Origin of the sequence: Polynucleobacter sp. AM-7D1, from assembly GCF_018688455.1 — a bacterium.
Classification (GTDB): Bacteria; Pseudomonadota; Gammaproteobacteria; order Burkholderiales; family Burkholderiaceae; genus Polynucleobacter.
Genome location: NZ_CP061319.1, coordinates 999,942 through 1,021,343, shown reverse-complemented (window position 1 = coordinate 1,021,343; position 21,402 = coordinate 999,942). Strand labels below are relative to the sequence as shown.

The following is a 21,402-nucleotide window of genomic DNA, read 5'->3' as shown; positions in this document are numbered from 1 at the left end:
AGGCAGTTTATGGCAGCAGTTCCAGATCAAATTTTGGGTAGCGCAGGTAAGCAAGACGCGGATCCAGGTGAAACTCAAGAATGGTTGCAGGCCTTAGATGGCGTGATTCGTAATGAGGGGCCTGAACGTGCGGCCTATCTCATAGATCAGCAAATTTCACACGCTCGAGTCAATGGAGTTAATCAAGCATTCCATGCCGAAACTCCTTACATCAATACGATTCCAGTTGAGCAGCAAGCGCGCTTACCTGGCGATCAAAATGTAGAGCATCGAATTCGTTCATACACTCGCTGGAATGCGATGGCGATGGTTCTTCGTGCAAACAAAGACACCAATGTTGGTGGCCATATTTCATCATTCCAGTCGGCCGCTACTTTATATGACGTTGGCTTTAATCATTTTTGGCGCGCACCATCTCCAGAGCATGGTGGTGACCTGATTTTTGTTCAGGGACATTCAGCGCCTGGCGTTTATGCGCGCGCTTACATGCTGGGCCGATTATCAGATGAGCAACTTAATAACTTCCGTCAAGAAGTAGGTGGTAAAGGTATTTCTAGTTATCCGCATCCTTGGTTGATGCCTGATTTCTGGCAGTTCCCAACTGTATCTATGGGACTTGGTCCCATCATGGCTATTTATCAAGCGCGGTTTATGCGCTACATGCAGGATCGTGGATTTATTAAATCAGAGGGCCGCAAAGTTTGGGCCTTTCTCGGTGACGGTGAAACTGATGAGCCTGAATCACTCGGTGCAATCGGTATGGCCGGCCGTGAAAAATTAGACAATCTAATTTTTGTTGTGAATTGCAACTTGCAACGTCTTGATGGTCCTGTGCGTGGTAACGGCAAGATTATTCAAGAGCTTGAAAGCGAATTCCGTGGCGCTGGTTGGAATGTCATTAAAGTAGTTTGGGGTGGTCATTGGGATGCTTTATTCGCTCGCGATAAAAAAGGCATCTTGATGCAGCGTCTTGGTGAAATCGTGGATGGTGAGTACCAAACCATGAAGGCCAAGAATGGTGCTTATGTACGTGAGATCGTATTCAACACACCTGAATTAAAGTCTTTGGTTAGCGATTGGAGTGATGAAGAAATTTGGCAGCTCAATCGTGGCGGTCATGATCCCCATAAAGTATTTGCAGCGTTTCATTCAGCTGTAAATCATAAAGATCAACCAACAGTTATTTTGGCGCACACCATTAAGGGTTACGGTATGGGTGGATCAGGTGAGGCCATGAATATTGCCCACCAAGCCAAGAAGATGAATGCAGATGATGTGCGTCGTTTCCGTGATCGCTTCGAGATTCCTGTAAAGGATGAGCAGCTCGATGAAATGCCTTTGGTGAAGTTCGCCGATGGCAGCCCTGAACTTGAATATATGAAGGCGCGTCGTCAAGAGTTGGGTGGTTACTTGCCGCAGCGTCGTATGAAGGCTGAAAGTTTGCCGGTTCCTGCGCTCGAGGTATTTGCGCCCTTGCTGGAAGCTACAACTGAAGGTCGTGAGATTTCCACAACCATGGCTTTTGTCCGTATTCTCAATACGATTGTGCGTGACAAGGTTTTAGGCAAGAGGGTGGTTCCGATTGTTCCAGACGAGTCCCGCACCTTTGGTATGGAAGGCATGTTCCGTCAGCTCGGTATTTGGAATCAGCTAGGTCAGCTCTACACCCCAGAAGATCATGATCAATTGATGTTCTATAAAGAGGATAAAACTGGTCAGATTTTGCAAGAGGGTATTAATGAAGCAGGCGGTATGTGCGACTGGATTGCCGCTGCAACTTCATATTCAACTCATGGCGTACCGATGTTGCCTTTCTACATCTTCTACTCCATGTTTGGATTCCAGCGTATTGGCGATCTCTGTTGGGCTGCTGGTGATATGCGTAGCCGCGGTTTCTTGCTTGGCGGTACTGCTGGTAGAACTACTCTGAACGGTGAAGGCCTTCAGCATGAAGATGGACACAGTCAAGTCTGGAGCGCTGCTATTCCAAACTGCATCAGCTATGACCCTTCATTTGCATTTGAGGTAGCCGTGGTGATTCAGGATGGTATGCGTCGCATGCTGGCTGAACAAGAAGATGTCTACTACTACATTACTCTCATGAATGAGAATTACGCTCACCCAGCAATGCCAAAGGGTGCAGAACAAGACATCATTAAGGGCATGTACAAGCTCAAGTCAGTTGGTGATGCTAATGCGAAACTGCGCGTTCAGCTTTTAGGTTCTGGCACGATTTTCCGTGAAGTGATTGAAGCTGCTGATATCTTGCATAAAGATTGGGGTATCGCATCTGATTTATGGGGTTGCCCAAGCTTTACTGAGTTAGGTCGTGATTGGAATGCAGTTCATCGCAGCAATCTATTAAACCCAACAGTAGCGCCATCTCTGTCGCATGTAGAGAAGTGCTTGACAGGTACCGTTGGTCCAATTGTTGCTGCGACTGACTACGTTCGTCTATTTGCGGAGCAGATTCGTCCTGCGATTCAGCACATGGGCCGTCGTTTTGAAGTCTTGGGTACTGATGGTTTCGGACGCTCAGATACTCGTGAAAAGTTACGCGATTTCTTTGAAGTAGATCGTCGCTGGGTTGTATTGACAGCTTTACGTTCTTTGGTGGATGCCGGCCAGATTGATAGACAAGTGCTAGCTGAAGCGATTAAGAAATATGAAATCGATATCACCAAACCAAACCCAATGACGGTTTGATAAGAGACAGACTATGAGCCAACTAATTGATATTAAAGTCCCGGATATCGGGGATTACAAAGATGTGCCTGTCATCGAGGTATTAGTAAAAGCCGGTGACCGTGTTGAGAAAGAGCAGTCGATTGTTGTTCTTGAATCAGATAAGGCAACCATGGACGTTCCCTCATCCCATTCAGGTGTGGTGAAAGAGGTCAAGGTGAAGGTGGGTGACTCTATTTCAGAGGGCGCTGTTGTGCTGGTGCTTGAAGAAAGTGGTGCCGCAGCTCCTGCACCCACTCAAACTGCGTCAGCTCCAGTAGCCGCGAAATCTGAACCTGTTGCTGCGACGGCTCCAAAAGTAGAGCCACCGATTGTGCGCGCACCTGCGCCACCGCCAATAACTATAGCCCCAGTTGAGATTGATCCCACTGCAAGTCACGCCAGCCCGTCAGTGCGTAAATTTGCTCGTGAACTTGGCGTCACCGTTCACCAAGTTAAGGGATCTGGCCCTAAAGGCAGAATTACTCAAGAAGATGTCCAGGCCTTTGTAAAAGCTGCCATGAGCGGCGGAGCTGGAAGTCCATCTACTGCATCTGGTGGTAGCTTAGGTGGCCTGAATTTAATTCCTTGGCCTAAGGTCGATTTCTCTAAGTTTGGTGAGACAGAGCGCCAACCATTAAATCGTATAAAGAAATTGACTGCTGCGAACTTAGGTCGTAACTGGGTCATGATTCCTGCTGTGACTTATCACGAGGATGCAGACATCACAGATCTAGAGGCATTTAGAGTTCTCACAAATAAAGAGAATGAAAAGCAGGGACTCAAAATCACGATGTTGGCTTTCTTAATGAAAGCTGCTGTTGCAGCACTTAAGAAATTCCCTGAATTTAATAGCTCTATTGATGGTGATGATTTGGTGTTGAAGAAATACTTCAATATTGCCTTTGCTGCCGATACTCCAAATGGCTTAGTAGTGCCAGTGATTCGTGATGCAGATAAAAAAGGCATCTTTGAGCTCGCGCGTGAAACCTCTGAATTGGCTGCTCTAGCGCGAGACGGAAAACTCAAGCCAGAACAAATGCAGGGTGCCAGTTTTACGATCTCTTCTTTAGGTGGTATTGGTGGCACGTATTTCTCGCCTATCGTCAATGCACCTGAAGTGGCAATTTTGGGGGTAAGTAAAGCTGCTATGAAACCAGTGTGGGATGGCAAGCAATTTGTTCCTCGTTTAATTTGCCCGCTGTCCTTAAGTGCTGATCATCGCGTCATTGATGGTGCTTTAGCAACGCGCTTCAACGTCTATATCGCTCAGCTCATGTCCGACTTCCGTCGCGCAGCACTATAAGGAAAAGATATGGCTAAGCAAATTATTCTCGTGCCAGATATTGGTGATTACTCAGATGTTCCAGTAATTGAAGTACTCATTAAAGTGGGTGATGTGATTGAAAAAGAACAGCCATTACTTGTTCTTGAATCTGACAAAGCAACCATGGAAGTTCCAGCGGATGCTGCAGGAACCATTCTCAGTATTTCTGTAAAAGCTGGCGATAAAGTGAGCAAGGGTAGTGCGATTGCTGAGATTGAAGTGAGAGCAGCATCTGCGCCTCAGGCTTCTTCATCCGCAGCCAGTCCAACGCCTGTAGCAGTCCCAGTGGAGGCTCCAGTGATCACTGCTCCTATCGCTGGTCAGTACAGCGGCAAAGTGGATCACGAGTGTGAAGTGCTTGTATTGGGTGCTGGGCCTGGTGGTTATAGCGCTGCATTCCGTAGCGCAGATTTAGGCATGAGCACGATTTTGATTGAGCGTTATGCAACTTTAGGCGGTGTTTGTTTGAATGTAGGCTGCATTCCATCAAAGGCTCTGCTCCACACGACTGCAGTAATGGACGAAGTCAAGACGATGTCTAAGCATGGCATTAGTTATGGCGCCCCAAAAATTGAAATAGATCAACTGCGTGGCTACAAAGATTCTGTCATCGCTAAGTTAACCGGCGGATTGGCTGGTATGGCTAAAGTGCGCAAAGTGACTGTGGTGCGTGGATTGGGACGCTTCTTAGATGCAAATCACGTTGAAGTAGAGCTCACTAAAGGCGATGGTCAAGATCTAGCTGGCCAAAAAGAAGTGGTGCGCTTTCAGAAGGCAATCATTGCAGCTGGAAGTCAGCCAGTAAAACTCCCGTTTTTGCCAGAAGATCCACGCATTGTGGATAGTACTGGTGCCTTATTGCTCAAGAGCATTCCAAAGCGCATGCTCGTGATTGGCGGCGGCATTATTGGCCTGGAGATGGCTACTGTCTACAGCACCTTAGGCTCCCGTATAGATATTGCTGAGATGATGGATGGTCTGATGGCCGGAGCCGATCGCGATTTAGAAAAGGTTTGGGAGAAATTTAACTCTGGCCGTTTTGAAAAGATCATGCTCAAGACCCGTGCATCAAAAGCTGAAGTGAAGGCTGATGGTATTCAGGTCAGTTTTGAAGGCGAGAATGCACCTGCAGAGCCCCAGACCTATGACTTAGTATTAGTAGCAGTGGGGCGCACGCCTAACGGCAAGAAAATTGATGCATCTGCTGCAGGCGTCATTGTTGATGAGCGAGGCTTTATACCGGTCGATAATCAAATGCGTACTAATGTGAATAACATCTTTGCTATTGGCGATATTGTTGGTCAACCCATGCTCGCGCATAAAGCTGTTCATGAAGGTCATGTCGCTGCTGAAGTGGCTGCTGGTGAAAAATCTTACTTCGACGCCAAGCAAATTCCGTCCGTTGCTTATACCGATCCAGAAGTAGCTTGGGCTGGTTTGACTGAAGAGCAATGTAAGGCTCAGGGAATCGCTTATGAGAAGGGTTTATTCCCGTGGGCTGCCAGTGGTAGAGCTATAGCTAATGGTCGAGATGAGGGATTCACTAAGCTGATTTTTGATGCTACAAGCAAACGCATCATTGGCGGTGGAATTGTAGGTACTCATGCCGGTGATTTAATCGGTGAAGTATGCCTTGCGATTGAGATGGGTGCTGATGCTGTTGATATTGGTAAAACCATTCATCCGCATCCAACTCTAGGCGAGTCAGTTGGTTTAGCTGCAGAGGCAGCACATGGCCACTGCACTGATTTACCGCCAGTAAAAAAGAAGGCGCATTAGAACGCTTTCCATTTAACCGCTTAAGAAAAAGCCCCGAACATGGGGCTTTTTCTCTTTCTGCTTTTCAACAAGGAAAAAACAGAAGTAGGGTGGGGTTACTTTTTCTTGCTAGCTTTGCTTGCAGGCTTGCTGGCTGCTTTGATTGTCTTCTCAACTGAACTATTAGCGTTACTCAGATTGGTTTGCGTAATCTCAACCGCATGTTTGACAGCCTTTTGACTGGTTTCAAACACATTGGTTGCAGAGGCAATGGCTTGTTTGATAGCGACAACAGCAGCTTCAGATCCCGCTGGCGCATTCTTAGTCCAATCCTCAACTAGTGCGTTAATCTTTACCTGTCCTGCTTGAAACTCTTTCTCGGCAGACTTTGTGAAACTTGCTTGAGTTTCATGGGCTAATTCATACAAATGACGGCTATAAGCCATGATTTTTTCAGCCATCGGCTGAACTGCCTCTGCTTGATGGGCGAGGAGTTGTTGAATATCTTTTACTTCTAATGCCTTTTTGGCACTACTCATGCTGTCGCCTAAGCTTTGTTTGGCAATATGCATATTGAGCTCAACTAGTTTTTCAATGCTCTGAAGTGCTTGATTAGTTAGTCCACTCAAAGTTTCTAGATTGGCTTTTTGTGCTGCTGCAATTTGTTCTGGCGTTAGATTCATTTCTTCCCTTTCCTGTGGGCTTGATTCATTTGCTCACTATGAGCTTTATCTGATTATTGTCAATTCATTTAGCTATCATTTTATCGTATTCATGGTGCGCTGCAATATCAAACAGAGTACTGTCAGCCATATGGGACTAGTTATTTATAAATGAGCCTAAAATCATTAATTGAATAAAAAAATCCCCTATTTTCAATAAGTTAAACATGAGTTTGAAGCTAGATAACCTAATTGCACCACTCTTCGTGTTGATCTGGAGTACGGGTTTTGTGATTGCGCGTTTGGCAATGCCTTATGTTGAGCCTGCCACATTTCTATTTTGGCGCTTCATGGGCGTCTTAATGGCTATGGCATGCCTGAGTTTGGTCTGGAGAATCAGCTGGCCAAGCTGGCCTCAAATGAAGCACATTGCCATTGCTGGGGTATTGCTACAGTTTGGCTATCTTTTAGGTGTTTGGTTCGCCGTACGCTTGGGTATGGCTGCAGGCTTGATCGCAATCATTGTCGGTCTCCAGCCAATCCTGACTGCATGGTTTGCTGCTTGGATTTCTGAAAAGGTGACGGGACCTCAGTGGGTTGGATTGTGTTTTGGGTTTGCTGGTGTGGCTCTGGTGGTGGCCGAAAAAATTGGCTTTACTCAAATTCCATTATTAAGCTACGTTCTTGCTTTCGCTGCTTTACTTGCTATTACATTCGGCACTCTGTATCAGAAGAAATTTTGCCCAGTTTTTGATCTTCGTGCCGGGTCATCAATTCAGTTTGGTGTCTCAGCAGTACTTTGCTTTATCTGTATGTATTACTTTGAGTCTGGAGTCATGGTTTGGAATGCTTCGGTTATTGGCGCTTTGCTATGGGCAATTTTCCCCTTATCAATCGGATCAATTAGCCTGCTATTCATGATGATTCGCAAGGGGGCGGCAACCAAGGTAACCAGTCTCTTGTACCTAACACCACCAACTACCGCAGTAATGGCCTGGTTTTTGTTTGATGAGCCTTTCACGGTAATGATGGCTGGTGGCCTTATATTGACCATGACTGGTGTCATATTGGTTAATCGAGGGCAGGTAAAGGCTCTTGCAACGATTGCAGAATAAGAGTGCTCCACTAGGAGTTTTCTAGCTAATGCAGGCAATAATGGCTGTAGAGAAGAAAAAGTTATTTATCATTCAGTATGTTAAAAGTTTTGGAAGGTTATTTGGGATGCGTTTGAATCGATTTTGGCTTATTGCTTTTGTTGGACTAATGTCATTTGGTCTAGCCACTTCTTTTCAGGCAAGCGCAAACAACAATGACCCCAAGACTGCCAAGACATCCAAAGCACCTCCTAAACCATCAGTAAAGAAGCAAGCAAAATCTTCTAAGAAATCTAAAACAGTTCGAACCACAGTAACGCGATCAAGCGAGCCTGCGGTAGCAGCAAGACCTTCATTTGCAACTGCCTTGGGGTTGCGTGGTCAACATGATGATCTCAATCTGAAGTCCAGCGTTGCGATGGTTGTTAATCAAGATACCAAAGACGTGTACTTTGAGAAAAACTCCTCGGTCAGCCTGCCGATTGCATCCATCACCAAGCTGATGACGGCAATGGTAGTACTTGACTCTAAATTGCCAATGGATGAGACGCTCGTCATTAACTCAGATGATGTGAATATATATAGAAACTCCCGTCTTGCTGGTGGTACGGTTTTAACGAGAGAAGAAGCTTTATTGTTGTCCTTGATGGCATCTGAAAATCGGGCAGCATATACCCTCGGCAGAAATTACCCAGGCGGCATCCCAGCCTTTATCGATGCCATGAATCTTAAGGCCAGAGAAATTGGGATGACACATTCCTTTTTCGCTGATCCTACCGGCCTTAAGAGTGAGAACGTAGCTTCAGCCGAAGATCTCGCCCGTATGTTGAGTGCAGCTTACCAATACAAAGTGATTCGTGAGTTTTCCACTTGGCCAGATCTCACTATGGTGATTGCAAAGCGTCCACAGAAATTCTTGAACACCAATCGTTTGGTGCGTGCTGGCGATATGAATATTGGCTTACAAAAAACAGGCTTCATTAATGCGGCTGGTAAGTGCTTGGTGATGCAGGCCAGAGTAAATAACACTCCCTTGCTATTGGTTTTCTTGGACTCAGTTGGTACGCAATCGCGTTTTGCTGATGCGGTGAGGGTTCGGGATTGGTATGAACGCATGCCCTCAGGCGAACCGCATGCTATTCGTCGCTTGATGTAATTAAAATTCCAAGCGATCTGAATTTTTAATGGTTGTTTTCGTTGGCTTTGGGTTTGTAGCCCATGCCTTTAGAAATCTGCAGGGCGGTGTCTTGTAAGAGTTTTAACCAGTCAGACTGAATGCGATCAGTAGGGGAGCTTAACGAGAGTCCTGCGACTAACTTGCCACTGTCATCATATATCTCAGCAGCAACACAACTCACACCAAGCTCCAATTCTTCATTGTCGCTTGCATGACCTAATTTGCGCACCTGATTTAGCTCTAAATCCAGTTTGCTTAACTCCGTAATGCTATTTCTGGTGTGGCCCGCCAAGCCAGTGCGCGTGACATAAGCGCGCACTTGACTCGGATCATCGCTTGCTAAAAATAATTTACCTACTGAGGTGAGGTGAAGGGGTGCACGCCCGCCAATAGCGCGGACTACTTGCATGCCAGAGCGTTCGCTATAGGCTCTATCAATGTAGACAATCTCATCACCTTGCCTAACCGAAAGATTAATGGTCTCACCTGTGAGTTTATGTAAGGCACGCATTGGTGCCTGAGCAGCCTCCCGCACAGATAAACGAGCCTTAACCAGATTGCCAAGTTCCAGCAATTTGAGGCCCAGCCTATAAGTTCCACCGTCACCTCGCTCAACCAAACGGCAAGCAACTAAGTCATTAAGGATGCGGTGCGCTGTGGAAGGGTGCAGATCGGTTTCTTCAGCAAGGCTTTTAAGGCTGGTGGATTCTTCATGATTGGCAAGGGCATCAAGTAAGTTCATCATGCGCTCAACCACCTGAATCGCTGTTTTACCAGCCTCGCCAGGTGCTTTTGACACTTTTTCGGTTTTGCTTGTGCTCATGTTGTCAATTGTAGCGATTTTTGCTGAAATTGCACAATATGAAACGCAAATTGCCTATCTAAACCCAATTCCAGGGGCTAGCTAATTACCTTTTTAGAGCAGCTGCGCAATCACTGATCAGTTTTGGGCCACGGTAAATCAGCCCACTATAGATCTGCACTAGGCTCGCACCTGCCTCAACTTTTTCTAGTGCATCCTGGCCCGAGAGAATGCCACCAACGCCAATGATCGGAATGGCGTCTCCCAAATATTGTTTGAGGTTTTTTACTACCTCTGTAGAGGCAATTCGAACTGGTGCGCCGGAGAGGCCACCAAGTTCTTCTCCAAACTTGAGTCCTTTCACCGCATCGCGCGCAACCGTTGTATTGGTTGCGATGACGGCATCAATCTTGAATTCCAGCAAGAGATCGGCAATGAGTTTGATATCGTTTTGATCTAAGTCCGGTGCAATTTTTAAAAAGAGGGGCTTGCGAACACCGTACTGATCACTTAGAGCTTCGCGTGCTAAATGCAGGGAGCTAAGGAGAGAGCGCAGCATATCTTCACCCTGAAGTGCCCGTAAGTTCTGGGTGTTAGGAGAGGAGATGTTGACGGTAATATATGAAGCAAGGTCATAAACTGCTTCCATAGCAGTGATGTAATCACTCGCAGCATTCTCTATTGGAGTGCTTGCATTCTTGCCAATGTTTAGTCCAATAATGCCACCATTCTGCCAATATGCAGACTCTCGTACACGCTTGACGCATGCATCGACACCATCGTTATTAAAGCCCATGCGATTGATGATGGCTTGTGCTTCAGGCAAGCGAAACATGCGGGGCTTTGGATTACCAGGTTGTGGTTTAGGAGTGACGGTTCCAATTTCTAAGAATCCAAAACCTAAAGAGGCTAGCGCATCAATATGTTTGCCATCTTTGTCGAGGCCTGCAGCAAGCCCCACGGGATTTGGAAAAGTGATGCCACAAAATGTGCGTGGATCCGGTTCGGGTTGATCAACTAGACAACGCAATAAACCCCAACGTTGCGCTCGATCTAGATTGCTAAGGGTGACATTGTGAGCTTGCTCTGGATCTAAAGAAAAAAGCCAGGGGCGTAAAAGGGGGTAGCTATCGATCATGGGTAGATATTATGGCTCAATGATTGGCTGCCAGTGATCACTGATCAGACCCTCAATAGGCTTAAATTTAGCCTTATAGGACATCTTTTCACTATCCTTTATGTAGTAACCCAGGTAAAGATAAGGAAGATCTAAGTTCAAAGCCTGTTGAACTTGCCATAGGATGCTAAAGCTTCCATAGCTTGCTGATGGATTGCTGGTGTCGTAGAAGGTATAAACAGAAGAGATGCCTTGATCTAAGATATCAATCATGCTGACCATGCGTAGACGACCAGGCTCGCTATCTTCTGGACCATCCCGAAATTCAACGATTCTGGAATTCACACGACTTTGCAGTAGAAATTGCATGTACTGATCTTGACTCTCTTCAGTGCTGTGACCCATGTCGCCGTCAGCATGACGTTCATTTTGGTAGTTGTTATATAGCTCAAGGTGTTCTTCTTGGTATCCCAAGTTCAGAATACGAATCTCCAGTCCAGCATGTTTTTTCAATGTACGTTTTTGACTGCGACTGGGCTTGAAGTGTTTGACCGGAATGCGGGTAGCGGTGCAAGCATTGCATTCATCGCAATAGGGTCGATAGGTATATAAACCGCTTCTACGAAATCCCGCGTTGACTAGCTCACTATACAAATCAGCATGTATTAAGTGCGATGGGGTTGCCACCTGTGAGCGAGCAGTTCTACCAGGCAGATAGCTGCAAGGGTAGGGTGCTGTTGCATAAAACTGTAGCTCGGTTAGAGGAAGCTCTTTGAGTTGTGTCATAGCCAGTGACGCAGAATTTCTTTATTAAATTTCCAAGGAACCTCTATATTAGTTTGCTTTAGAGTAATTTGCAGATGAGCTAAAAATTGATCGCGAGAAATTGGTTCGGCGCCCAGCGAATCCAAGTGGGCAGTCTCCTGCTGACAGTCAATCATTTCCACCTGATGTTGTTCGCACCAGGCAGTTAGAGCCGCTAAGGCAATTTTTGAAGCATCGGCTTGGTGGCTAAACATAGATTCTCCGAATACCATCCCACCAAAAGCAACGCAATACAGACCGCCGATCAGGCGACCATCCTCCATTACAGCAATGCTGTGGGCGTGACCTTGTTCATGAAGGCCAGTGTAGGCGTCCATGATTTCATGGGTGATCCAAGTTCCGTCCTGATCTTTTCTGCTCGCAGTTGCGCAGGACCGAACGACAGCTCCAAAATCATGATCAACCCAGATATCTTTTCTGGCATCCGCTAAAAAATGTCGTATGGTTTTTTTTAAAGAGTCATGACATTTAAATTGAGCGGGCTTTAATACCATTCGGGGATTAGGTGACCACCAGAGCACGGGTTGGTTATCCGAGTACCATGGAAAGATTCCCATCTGATAGGCGCGTTCCAGTTGCCCTGGATAGATGCGCTCACTGACTGCAATTAAACCCGGCACAGTTGCATCAGGGTCTGGGCAATTCAGTGGATTTGGAAATTCATCCTGAGACCCTAGCCAGTTGATGTTACTCATAAACTTATTGCGTCTAGATCTTTTCTGTTGGAAGAATATCTCTACTGCGCACGCTAAACTCTTTGCTTGAATTAAACACCCCTGCGGTACGATCAGCAAAGAACCACTCTAGAGTCTGTTTGACTGTCGGAAAGGCGATATCACTCCAGGGGATATCTTTTTCATCAAATAGTGCAACCTCTAGACTTTCTTCTCCAGCATGAAAGTCTGGTGAACTCATGGTGGCGAGATAAAAGAGATGTACTTGCTCTGCATGCGGCACATTGAGCAGTGAATAAAGTGGGCCAATTTGAACAATGGCGCCAGCCTCCTCTTGTGTCTCTCGGGCTGCACCGGTTGTAGTGCTTTCTCCTAGCTCCATAAAGCCAGCTGGAAGAGTCCAAAAGCCATGTCTCGGTTCAATTGCGCGACGGCACAATAAAATTTGATCGCGATAAACTGGAATAGAGCCAACTACATTGCGGGGGTTGAAATAATGAATGACGCCGCAAGAGTCACATACATGACGCTCCCGCGAATCATCTGCAGGAATCTTGATGCTAATTGGCGATGCGCATTGAGAGCAAAACTTCATGCAGGCTTTCTAAAAATGGGCGGAGAGATGACCGCGTAAGGCGTTGCTAAGCATAATCTCTTTTGCATTGAGAACATCCTCAATAGTCAGGTTAGCTTCATGGGCATTCCATTTTGGATTATTTAAGATGATTGATCTCATCACTCCTGGAAGAAGACCTGCTGAGACTGGGGGTGTAAGCCAGTGATTTCCGGACTTAATAAAAATACTGCTTCTTCCACCTTCGGTTACGAAGCCATTTTCATTAATAAATAGGGCATCAAAGCCACCAAGATTCTCGGCTAATTTCCAGGCTTGGTCATAGACATTTCGACTGCTGACTTTATGTCTTAATAAGACATTGCCTGAGTGAAGGATGGCATTACTGGGATCGGGAAGAATGTCACTCGCCCAAAAGATCTGTACTGGACCTTGCAGTGGCTCAATTGGATATGTTTGACAGCTTGGTTTGCCAATAAAGTTTAAATCTACTCGCAATCGATAGTCAGCATCATTACTACAGTTTGCGCAAACATCTTCAATGGATTTGAGGGTGTTACTCACGTCGCAGGGTATACCTAGTGCCAGCGCTGAATCAGCCAGACGCTTCAAGTGGAGCTGTAAATGTTGGGGTTTGCCTTGGTGAACTAAGATAGTTTCAAATAATCCTATTTCGCTTGGCATCTTACTCAAGAAGGCTGCCTTAATTTCACATTCTTCCCACTCTTGTTTGGCTTCCGAATCAATCGTAATGCCGGCGCCGATACCTAGAGTAAAAGGTGAGGCTAAGGTCTCTGGATTCCGATCAATTTCCAGTGTGCGAATGGGTACGCTAAATGCAAAGTCACCATCAGGATCAATCCAGCCAAGAGCCCCGCAATAGTAGCCGCGATCTTGATGCTCTAATTCTTGGATGATCTCCATGCTGCGTTTCTTGGGTGCACCTGTAACGGAGCCACAAGGAAAGACTGCGTTCATGACATCCCGTAATTCAATTCCAGGTTTCATCTGAGCCTGAACCGTTGATGTCATTTGCAATACATCACCGTACCTGGCAACTTCAAAAAGTTGAGGAACTCTGACTGTTCCCGGCAAGGCTAGGCGACTTAGATCATTGCGCAGTAAATCGACGATCATGACATTCTCTGCCTGATTTTTGGCATCTGCTGACAAGTGCTCCGCTGAATCACTCAAGGCACTTGCTGTGCCTTTCATAGGCATAGCCTTCAGAGTGTTGCCTTGTTTTTGAATAAATAATTCGGGAGACTGGGAAAGAATATAGTTCGAATCACTTTTAATAAATGCCCCAAATCTTCCTGGCTGGCGACTTCTTAATCGTGCATACAGTGCGAGCGGGTCACCATAGGCCTCCCCCGTAATTCGAAAGGTGTGATTAATTTGATACGTATCACCATTACGAATGTATTCTTGAATAGCCTCAATATCAGACTTGAACTTTCCTTCATTAATAGAAGAATGAAGGTTGCTAACGCCTGCAACTTGAGATTCGGAATCAATTAATTCAACTCTAGCCTTAATGAGTGCATCGACATCCTGCTTGCTTAGGCTCTCATGGGATTTAAATGACCATGCCTGAACCAGTGGATGCTGATGCATTGCGCCATCTCGGTGCCGTTCAATTTTATGAATATATAGACCCAATTCATACGCAAATGCTGCCACAACATATTCACCGCGAGTCAATGCTGCATTAATGCTCCGCAGACATTCATCTACTGCGGTGATTGTGTCTGAAGGGCTGGGCTGGGGATAGACAGTCCAGCAATGCAGTGCCTGTTCATACAGGCGGCTGCTCGGCTCAGTCTGAGTACTTTGAGCGTCATCTAGCAATATCATGCTATTGACCTTCAAGGCTCTAGTAAGAGGTGAAAATTACTTCAATACAGTTGCTGATTCAATCGTGACAGTCTTGCTAGGTACATCGGCCATCCGGCCCATTTTCGGTGCAGATGCAACCATGGTGGGAATCTTGCGAATGGCATCTATGGTTTGAGTTCCAGAAATGACTTTGCCAAATACTGTGTAGCCATTGCCCATCGCGTTTGGATAATTCAGGCCTTCATTATCTTTAACATTGATAAAGAACTGAGCTGTAGCGGAATCAGGATCTGAAGTGCGCGCCATGGCAATGGTGTAAGTTTGGTTCTTAAGGCCATTTTGAGCTTCTGAAACTACTGGGGCATTGGTTGGTTTTTGAACTAGGTCGGGAGTAAAGCCGCCACCTTGAATCATGAAGCCGTCAATCACGCGGTGAAAAATGGTGCCGTTATAAAAACCGCTATTCACATAGTTTAAAAAATTGGCTGTGGTCTTTGGTGCCTTGACAGAGTCCAACTCAACGACAAAGTTACCCATAGTGGTTTTGAATTCAACCTTAGGACCTGCAAAGCTTGTGGCGCTAGCAATCAAGCTGGTGATCATGAATAGGGAAGCAATAATTTTGCGCATAGTAGTAGGTCCTTAAAAATCGAATAAAAATAACTAATGACTGATTGTATTGCTCAAAGTCCAGATGGGACTTGGGCGGCATAGCGGTAAGCTGTCTCTTCAAACATGTTTGGCCTATCAAGATAATCAAGCACCCAATCAATGGTATCTACACCCCAAAAAGCATGGCCATTTACGATCAGGGATGGCACCCCAAAGGCACCATCCAATTTTGCACGCTCGGTATTGCTGATGAGCTTTGCTTTAATCTCTGGAGCATCTGGCTTAGGCGTATCAGCCGATAGACCAAGGTGTAGGCAAAATTCTGGCCAAGATAAATTGGGATCCTTGCCCTCAACCCAAACATACTCAAATGCACGCTCAACCATTTCCCAATTCGCATTTTCCTGAACTAGTAAACGCTGTGCTGCCACTGTAAGAAAAGGGTGGTGTTCTGGAAAGCGAAATGGCAAACCCAGCTTTTCAGCTAGCCACACACAGTATTGGTAGGTGTGCGGGCGCTTTGCCTCCACTTCACCGGGACCACGATTATCAGTTGCTCGAAAGAGGCCGCCGAGCAAGATGGGAACTGGTTCAATAGCCACGCGCTGATCAAGTCGATGGCGCTGCTTGATGTAAAAGTATGAAAACGGAGAAATGATGTCGTAATAAAAAGTCCCTTTAAGCGCTTTGGCGCTAATCTCGTCCTGATTCATTTCTTATTTGATTCCTCGTCTAACTTGCGTAAGAAAGCCATCTTTTCGACAATCTGACTTTCTAAGCCTCGATCAACAGGCTCGTACCAATGAGGTTCTGCCATTCCTTCTGGAAGATAAGACTCTCCAGCAGCATAGGCATGCGGCTCATCATGTGCATACCGATATTCTTTACCATGGCCCAGCTCTTTCATGAGCTTAGTTGGGGCATTGCGTAAATGGTTAGGTACTGGCTTGCTTTGATCATTGGCAACGTAGGCCCTTGCCGCGTTGAAGGCTTTATAGCTGGCATTGCTCTTAGCGGCAACAGCTAAATAAACCACTGCTTGCCCAAGCGCTAGCTCTCCCTCCGGTGAGCCGAGCCTCTCAAAAGTCTGAGCCGCATCATTTGCTAGCTGCATTGCTCTTGGGTCGGCAAGACCGATATCCTCCCATGCCATGCGAATTATTCTTCGTGCAAGATAGCGTGGATCTGCTCCGCCATCAAGCATTCGGCAAAACCAATACAGTGCAGCATCCGGATTAGAACCGCGTACTGATTTATGTAGCGCCGAGATTTGATCGTAAAAGTGGTCGCCCCCTTTATCAAATCGACGTGCTTGAATGGTCAAAGCATTTTCAATGAATTGCTGGTCTACCTTCTGGATATTTGAGTTCGGTGTTGTAACCGCATTACGAACTTGCTCGATTAAATTGAGCAATCTCCTAGCGTCACCATCTGCATGGGTAATTAGACTATCGATTGCCGCTGATTCAAATTGAATACTCGGCAGAGCATATTCACGTGCTCTATCAAATAATTGCTTGAGCTCTACAGAGCTTAATGATTTGAGTACATAGACTTGTGCACGTGATAGCAGGGCAGAGTTAACTTCAAAGGAAGGGTTTTCGGTGGTAGCGCCAATGAAGGTAAATAATCCAGATTCAACATGCGGCAATAAGGCATCTTGTTGGCTTTTATTGAAACGATGAATCTCATCAACAAACAAAATGGTTTGTCTACCATATTGCGACATGCTTTGCTGGGCTTGCTCAATAGCCTCGCGAATTTCTTTTACACCAGCAAGAACGGCTGATATGGCTATGAATTCTCGATCAAAGGCTTTTGCTGAAAGTCTTGCTAAGGTAGTTTTGCCAACCCCTGGCGGCCCCCAAAGAATCATTGAATGCGGCTTGCCAGAAGCAAAGGCGAGATTGAGTGGTTTGCCTGAAGCTAAAAGATGGGTTTGTCCAATGACCTCTTCAATACATTTTGGGCGCAAGGCTTCCGCCAATGGAGGTGGAGGCGCTTGATCAAATAGATTGCCCATTTCTATTGATTTAGTTCTGTACAAACAAAATCACAAGTGCAGACCAAATTAAGCAGATAGCAGAAACAAGTGTCAGTCGATTGCGCAAGGTCATAAAAGCTGCGCAAGCCTCTTCACTGGAAAAATAGTACTGATAGGTTTCTTTATCGATATTGCGTTGTATTAGTAAAGCCGATGCCAAGATTACCAGGCCAACTGGAATATAAATATGTAGTGCAACCCAGGCCACTATCGCCGGTATCACACCCCAAATCCAGGCATTTCGATCCTCCCAACGATCCCCGGGAGGTGCTTTGCCTAGGGTATGTAAATTAGCGCCCCAATGTAATGCGCCCATGAAAGAAGTAATCACAGCCCCATAACCGGCTAGTGATTCAGCGCTTAAGTAGTTAAGCGGGGTTGGTGCCAACTGAACCATTAAAGCGAGACTCACAAAAGGGATGAGGCCAGCGTAAGCTAATTTAAGAACGAGAGGGGGTAATGGGTTCACAAAAACTTCTTTATTTTGATTAATGGATGATGAATATAAAAATTATTGCTCGTAGGTGTAGACGCCGCGTCCAGTCTTACGACCGAGATATCCTGCGGCAACCATCTCGCGAAGCAATGGGCAAGGGCGGTACTTAGAGTCACTGAAGTTCTCAAAATAGACTTCCATAACTGCTAGACAGGTATCAAGACCAATGAGGTCAGCTAAAGCAAGTGGACCAATCGGTTGGTTGCAGCCCAATTTCATGCCAGCGTCAATATCCTCTGGGCTAGCAAGTCCTTCGTGCAAAACAAAAAAGGCCTCATTAATCATCGGCAACAAAATCCGATTGACGACAAAGCCAGGTGAGTTCTTGACTGTAATAGGCTCCTTACCAATGCGCTTAGCCATTTCAATAATTGCTGCATGTGTTGCATCAGAGGTTTGCAAGCCTCGAATCACCTCCACCAAAGCCATCATCGGCGGAGGATTAAAAAAGTGCATGCCAATGAAGCGGCTTGGGTTGGAATCTAATGCAGCCAGTTTCGTAATAGATAGTGAAGAAGTATTCGTGGCAATAATGGTTTCTTTGCCGACGATCTCATCAACTTGTTTCAAGATTTTCTCTTTAACAGATTGATTTTCTGTAGCCGCTTCAATAACCAATTGCAGACCCTTAAAGTCTGAATACGATGTGCTTCCTTTGATCCGGTTTAATGCTGCATCTTTATCTTTAGCTGTGAGAGTTTCCTTTTTGACGAGACGATCCAAGCTTTTGCTTATTTGACTCAAACCACGTTCAACTGCAGCATCATTAATATCCACCATCACAACATCAAGACCTGCAACTGCACAAACTTGTGCAATGCCATTACCCATCGTGCCTGCACCAATTACTCCAACCGAATCAATCTTCATGCTATTTCCTTTTTTGATACTGTGATGAACCAAATAATTGCTCTCTTGCTTTGTCATCATGCAATGGCTTACGTAATGCAGTTAATACTTCAACGCCACGCTTGACAGCAGGGCGCTCACCAACCATTTCAAACCACCGCTTGAAATGCGGATACTCGTTAATATCAATACCTTGGTTTTTCCAGTTTCTTGTCCACGGAAAAATAGCAATATCGGCTATCGAATAATTTTTACCAGCGATATAAGGATTATCTTTCAGTTGATGATCTATCACGCCATATAGGCGCTTGGCTTCATTGGTGTAGCGAGTGATTGCGTAGTCAATTTTTTCTGGTGCATAGATTCGAAAGTGGTGGTTTTGCCCCAATAGAGGCCCCAAGCCACCCATTTGGAACATAAGCCATTGCAAGACTTCATATTTACCCCGAGTGGATTTGGGTAAAAACTTCCCTGTTTTGGAAGCTAGGTAGAGCAGTATTGCCCCAGACTCAAAAAGATGGATCGGTTTGCCATCAGGCCCTTGCGGATCAACGATGGCAGGAATCTTATTATTTGGGCTAATGGCCAAGAATTCTGGTTTGAACTGATCGCCTGCACCAATATCAATTGGATGGGCAATCCAGTCTTTATCTAATTTATAGCCACACTCTTCAAGCATGATGTGAACTTTATGACCGTTTGGTGTCGGCCAGCTATAAACATCAATGATGTCTCTCTTGGGTTTGCTTATTGCCATGATGGATTGATTCCTCTTCTACAGGGTTTGTAAACGCTCTAATGCTTTTGAAAGCGTTTCTTCTTTTTTAGCAAAACAAAAACGGATAACGCCGGACTCAACCGGATGAGCATAGAAAGCTGATACTGGAATGGCGGCGACACCAATCTTGGTAGTAAGCCAAGAGCAAAAATCCGCTTCGCCCATCTTAGCTTGAGGGATCTGTAAATTGGTGTAGTTAACGCACTGAAAATAGGTTGCTGGTGCTGGCAATAATTCAAAGCCTGTCTGAGTTAAGCCCTTGCTAAAGAAATCCCGCTTAGCCTGATAAAAAGATGACAGCCCTAAGTAGTGATCCGCATTCTCAAGGTACTTGGCCAAACCATATTGCATTGGCGTGTTTACTGTGAAGACATTGAATTGATGTATCTTGCGAAACTCTGCCATCATCGTTGCAGGCGCAGCTACATAGCCTACTTTCCAGCCGGTGACATGGTAGGTTTTACCGAAACTTGATATCAAGAAACTTCGCGCCGCTAATTCAGGATGGCTGGCTATGCTGGCGTGTTGATGTCCGTCGTACACCATATGCTCGTAGACCTCATCACTTAAGACCAGTGCATTGGTATCTCTGACTAAATTTGCCAGGCGGTCTAGATCGGTCTTCTGCCAAATCATCCCAGTTGGATTATGCGGAGTGTTGATGATGAAGAGTCGTGTCTTTGGATTCACTGCTTTGGTCAAATCATCCCAAGGTATTGAGTAAGAATTAACACGGCCTTGATCATCACGATTGGCAATTAAAGATACAGCGATTACTTTTCCACCAGCCATCTCAATCGAAGGGCGATAGCTATCGTAGGCAGGCTCGATGATGACAACTTCGTCGCCAGCGCTGACGCATGACAAGATTGCCGTCAGGATTCCTTGCGTACCTCCGGCGGTGATAGTAATTTCTGTATCGGGATCGTAGTCATGACCATACAAAGCAGATATTTTTTTCGACACACCTTGACGTAACTCAGCCACCCCGATCATTGGTGGATATTGATTTTGATCAGACAGCATTGCTGTATTGACCTGAGATATCAGCTCTCGATCACACGGAAAGTCTGGAAAGCCTTGCCCCAGGTTGATGGCTTGATGCTCTGCAGCGAGAGCCGACATGACTGTAAATACCGTTGTTCCTACTTTAGGTAGGCGACTCGGAAATGCTGGCGTCAGTAGGGGATTTTGGTTCATGCGGGCGGTTTAGGGCAAATAAGGTAGGTAGTCGCTAGAATGGTAGTTATTCATCCTCAAATTGTGCCATGCTGATCGTCCTTTCACCTGCTAAATCCTTAGATTACAAAACACCAGTTAAGGCTAAGGCTCCGACTCTTCCGGAATTCGTCTCCGAATCTGCAAAGTTGATAACGGATCTCAAGAAGCTCTCGCCTCAGGAAGTCGCTAATCTCATGGGGCTGTCAGATCAATTGGCTGCGCTGAATGTGGGGCGCTACCGTGACTGGTCTAAGAAATTTACTGAAGAAAATAGCAGGCCAGCGATTTACGCCTTTAACGGTGACGTCTATGATGGGTTTGACGTTAAGACGCTAAATCAAAAGGCCCTTGATTTTGCGCAAGACCATATCCGCATTCTTTCGGGTTTGTATGGTGCTCTGCGTCCCCTGGATCTAATGCAGCCTTATCGCCTGGAGATGGGCACTTCTTTTCAAAATGCTCGAGGTAAAGACTTATATGCGTTTTGGGGTGAGCGTGTAACCAACTCCTTAAAGGCAGTGCTGGAGAAGCAGAAGAAGCCCGTCCTTCTCAATTTGGCCTCTGAAGAGTACTTTAAGGTATTGCAGGCGAAGAACTTGGATTGCCCAGTCATCTCTCCCGTATTTCAGGATGGCAAAGACGGCAAATACAAAATCATTTCCTTCTATGCCAAGCGGGCTAGGGGCTTAATGGCACGCTATGTGGTCGAGAACCGTATATCTAATCCAGTAGATCTAAAAGGCTTCAATTTAGATGGTTACAAATATATTCCCTCTGAATCTACAGAAGAAAAGCCGCTATTTAGACGTCCCGAAAGAAAGTAGGAGAG

At 45.8% G+C, this 21,402-nt stretch carries 20 protein-coding genes; 6 read left to right on the top strand and 14 right to left on the bottom strand.

Annotation, left to right across the window (positions count from 1 at the left end; translation table 11 throughout):
- Nucleotides 1-9 precede the first annotated feature (9 nt).
- From aceE to lpdA, 3 genes are read left to right on the top strand one after another with little or no spacing between them, the layout of a single operon-like run.
- A complete protein-coding gene (gene aceE, locus GQ359_RS05330) occupies nt 10-2,706 on the top strand; it encodes a pyruvate dehydrogenase (acetyl-transferring), homodimeric type (RefSeq protein WP_215385743.1) in 2,697 nt (898 codons plus the stop codon).
- Nucleotides 2,707-2,719: 13 nt separating this feature from the next.
- Nucleotides 2,720-4,030: a dihydrolipoyllysine-residue acetyltransferase gene (gene aceF / locus GQ359_RS05325; RefSeq protein ID WP_215385742.1), complete on the top strand. Its 1,311-nt coding sequence runs from the start codon at nt 2,720-2,722 to the stop codon at nt 4,028-4,030.
- 9 nt (nt 4,031-4,039) lie between these two features.
- A complete protein-coding gene (gene lpdA, locus GQ359_RS05320) occupies nt 4,040-5,830 on the top strand; it encodes a dihydrolipoyl dehydrogenase (protein WP_215385741.1) in 1,791 nt (596 codons plus the stop codon).
- Between the two features lie 95 nt (nt 5,831-5,925).
- Here lpdA and GQ359_RS05315 read toward each other — a convergent pair whose 3' ends face one another.
- Entirely contained in the window at nt 5,926-6,492 is a 567-nt protein-coding gene (locus GQ359_RS05315) for a phasin family protein (RefSeq protein WP_215385740.1), read from the bottom strand.
- A 206-nt stretch (nt 6,493-6,698) separates the two neighbouring features.
- Between GQ359_RS05315 and GQ359_RS05310 the strand changes: the two genes are divergently transcribed.
- The gene (locus GQ359_RS05310; RefSeq protein ID WP_215385739.1) at nt 6,699-7,586 is read left to right on the top strand and encodes a DMT family transporter; all 888 of its coding nucleotides are present in this window, start codon (nt 6,699-6,701) and stop codon (nt 7,584-7,586) included.
- A 28-nt stretch (nt 7,587-7,614) separates the two neighbouring features.
- Nucleotides 7,615-8,721, top strand: coding sequence for a serine hydrolase (locus tag GQ359_RS05305; protein ID WP_251367831.1), 1,107 nt, complete (start codon nt 7,615-7,617; stop codon nt 8,719-8,721).
- Nucleotides 8,722-8,746: 25 nt separating this feature from the next.
- Here GQ359_RS05305 and GQ359_RS05300 read toward each other — a convergent pair whose 3' ends face one another.
- From GQ359_RS05300 to GQ359_RS05240, 13 genes are all read right to left on the bottom strand, one after another.
- Nucleotides 8,747-9,565, bottom strand: a complete 819-nt coding sequence (locus GQ359_RS05300; RefSeq protein WP_371822397.1) for an IclR family transcriptional regulator — start codon at nt 9,563-9,565, stop codon at nt 8,747-8,749.
- Between the two features lie 85 nt (nt 9,566-9,650).
- Nucleotides 9,651-10,682, bottom strand: a complete 1,032-nt coding sequence (locus GQ359_RS05295) for a quinone-dependent dihydroorotate dehydrogenase (RefSeq protein WP_215385738.1) — start codon at nt 10,680-10,682, stop codon at nt 9,651-9,653.
- 9 nt (nt 10,683-10,691) lie between these two features.
- Nucleotides 10,692-11,447 (bottom strand): arginyltransferase, encoded by a 756-nt coding sequence (locus GQ359_RS05290; protein WP_215385737.1) that lies wholly within the window; start codon nt 11,445-11,447, stop codon nt 10,692-10,694.
- Entirely contained in the window at nt 11,444-12,181 is a 738-nt protein-coding gene (gene aat, locus GQ359_RS05285) for a leucyl/phenylalanyl-tRNA--protein transferase (RefSeq protein ID WP_215385736.1), read from the bottom strand. Before aat ends, GQ359_RS05290 begins: the two co-directional genes overlap by 4 nt.
- A gap of 13 nt (nt 12,182-12,194) precedes the next feature.
- Nucleotides 12,195-12,755 carry an NUDIX hydrolase gene (locus GQ359_RS05280; protein WP_215385735.1) on the bottom strand — a complete coding sequence of 187 codons (561 nt, stop codon included), beginning with the start codon at nt 12,753-12,755 and terminating at the stop codon, nt 12,195-12,197.
- 9 nt (nt 12,756-12,764) lie between these two features.
- Nucleotides 12,765-14,591: a bifunctional chorismate-binding protein/class IV aminotransferase gene (locus GQ359_RS05275; protein ID WP_215385734.1), complete on the bottom strand. Its 1,827-nt coding sequence runs from the start codon at nt 14,589-14,591 to the stop codon at nt 12,765-12,767.
- Between the two features lie 36 nt (nt 14,592-14,627).
- The gene (locus tag GQ359_RS05270; RefSeq protein ID WP_251367953.1) at nt 14,628-15,176 is read right to left on the bottom strand and encodes a peptidylprolyl isomerase; all 549 of its coding nucleotides are present in this window, start codon (nt 15,174-15,176) and stop codon (nt 14,628-14,630) included.
- Nucleotides 15,177-15,256: 80 nt separating this feature from the next.
- Nucleotides 15,257-15,898, bottom strand: coding sequence for a 2-hydroxychromene-2-carboxylate isomerase (locus tag GQ359_RS05265; RefSeq protein WP_251367830.1), 642 nt, complete (start codon nt 15,896-15,898; stop codon nt 15,257-15,259).
- Nucleotides 15,895-17,208: a replication-associated recombination protein A gene (locus GQ359_RS05260; RefSeq protein WP_215385732.1), complete on the bottom strand. Its 1,314-nt coding sequence runs from the start codon at nt 17,206-17,208 to the stop codon at nt 15,895-15,897. The genes GQ359_RS05265 and GQ359_RS05260 overlap by 4 nt, the downstream gene beginning before the upstream one ends.
- Before the next feature lie 10 nt (nt 17,209-17,218).
- Complete coding sequence (locus GQ359_RS05255) at nt 17,219-17,698, bottom strand: DUF3429 domain-containing protein (RefSeq protein WP_215385731.1); 480 nt, start codon at nt 17,696-17,698, stop codon at nt 17,219-17,221.
- 42 nt (nt 17,699-17,740) lie between these two features.
- On the bottom strand, nt 17,741-18,595 hold the full coding sequence (locus tag GQ359_RS05250; RefSeq protein ID WP_215385730.1) for a 3-hydroxybutyryl-CoA dehydrogenase: 855 nt from the start codon (nt 18,593-18,595) through the stop codon (nt 17,741-17,743).
- 1 nt (nt 18,596) lies between these two features.
- Nucleotides 18,597-19,304, bottom strand: a complete 708-nt coding sequence (locus tag GQ359_RS05245; RefSeq protein ID WP_215303882.1) for a glutathione binding-like protein — start codon at nt 19,302-19,304, stop codon at nt 18,597-18,599.
- Between the two features lie 45 nt (nt 19,305-19,349).
- Nucleotides 19,350-20,552, bottom strand: a complete 1,203-nt coding sequence (locus GQ359_RS05240) for a methionine aminotransferase (protein ID WP_215385729.1) — start codon at nt 20,550-20,552, stop codon at nt 19,350-19,352.
- Nucleotides 20,553-20,620: 68 nt separating this feature from the next.
- Here GQ359_RS05240 and yaaA point away from each other — a divergent pair, with 68 nt between their 5' ends.
- Entirely contained in the window at nt 20,621-21,397 is a 777-nt protein-coding gene (gene yaaA, locus GQ359_RS05235) for a peroxide stress protein YaaA (RefSeq protein ID WP_215385728.1), read from the top strand.
- Nucleotides 21,398-21,402: the final 5 nt, after the last annotated feature.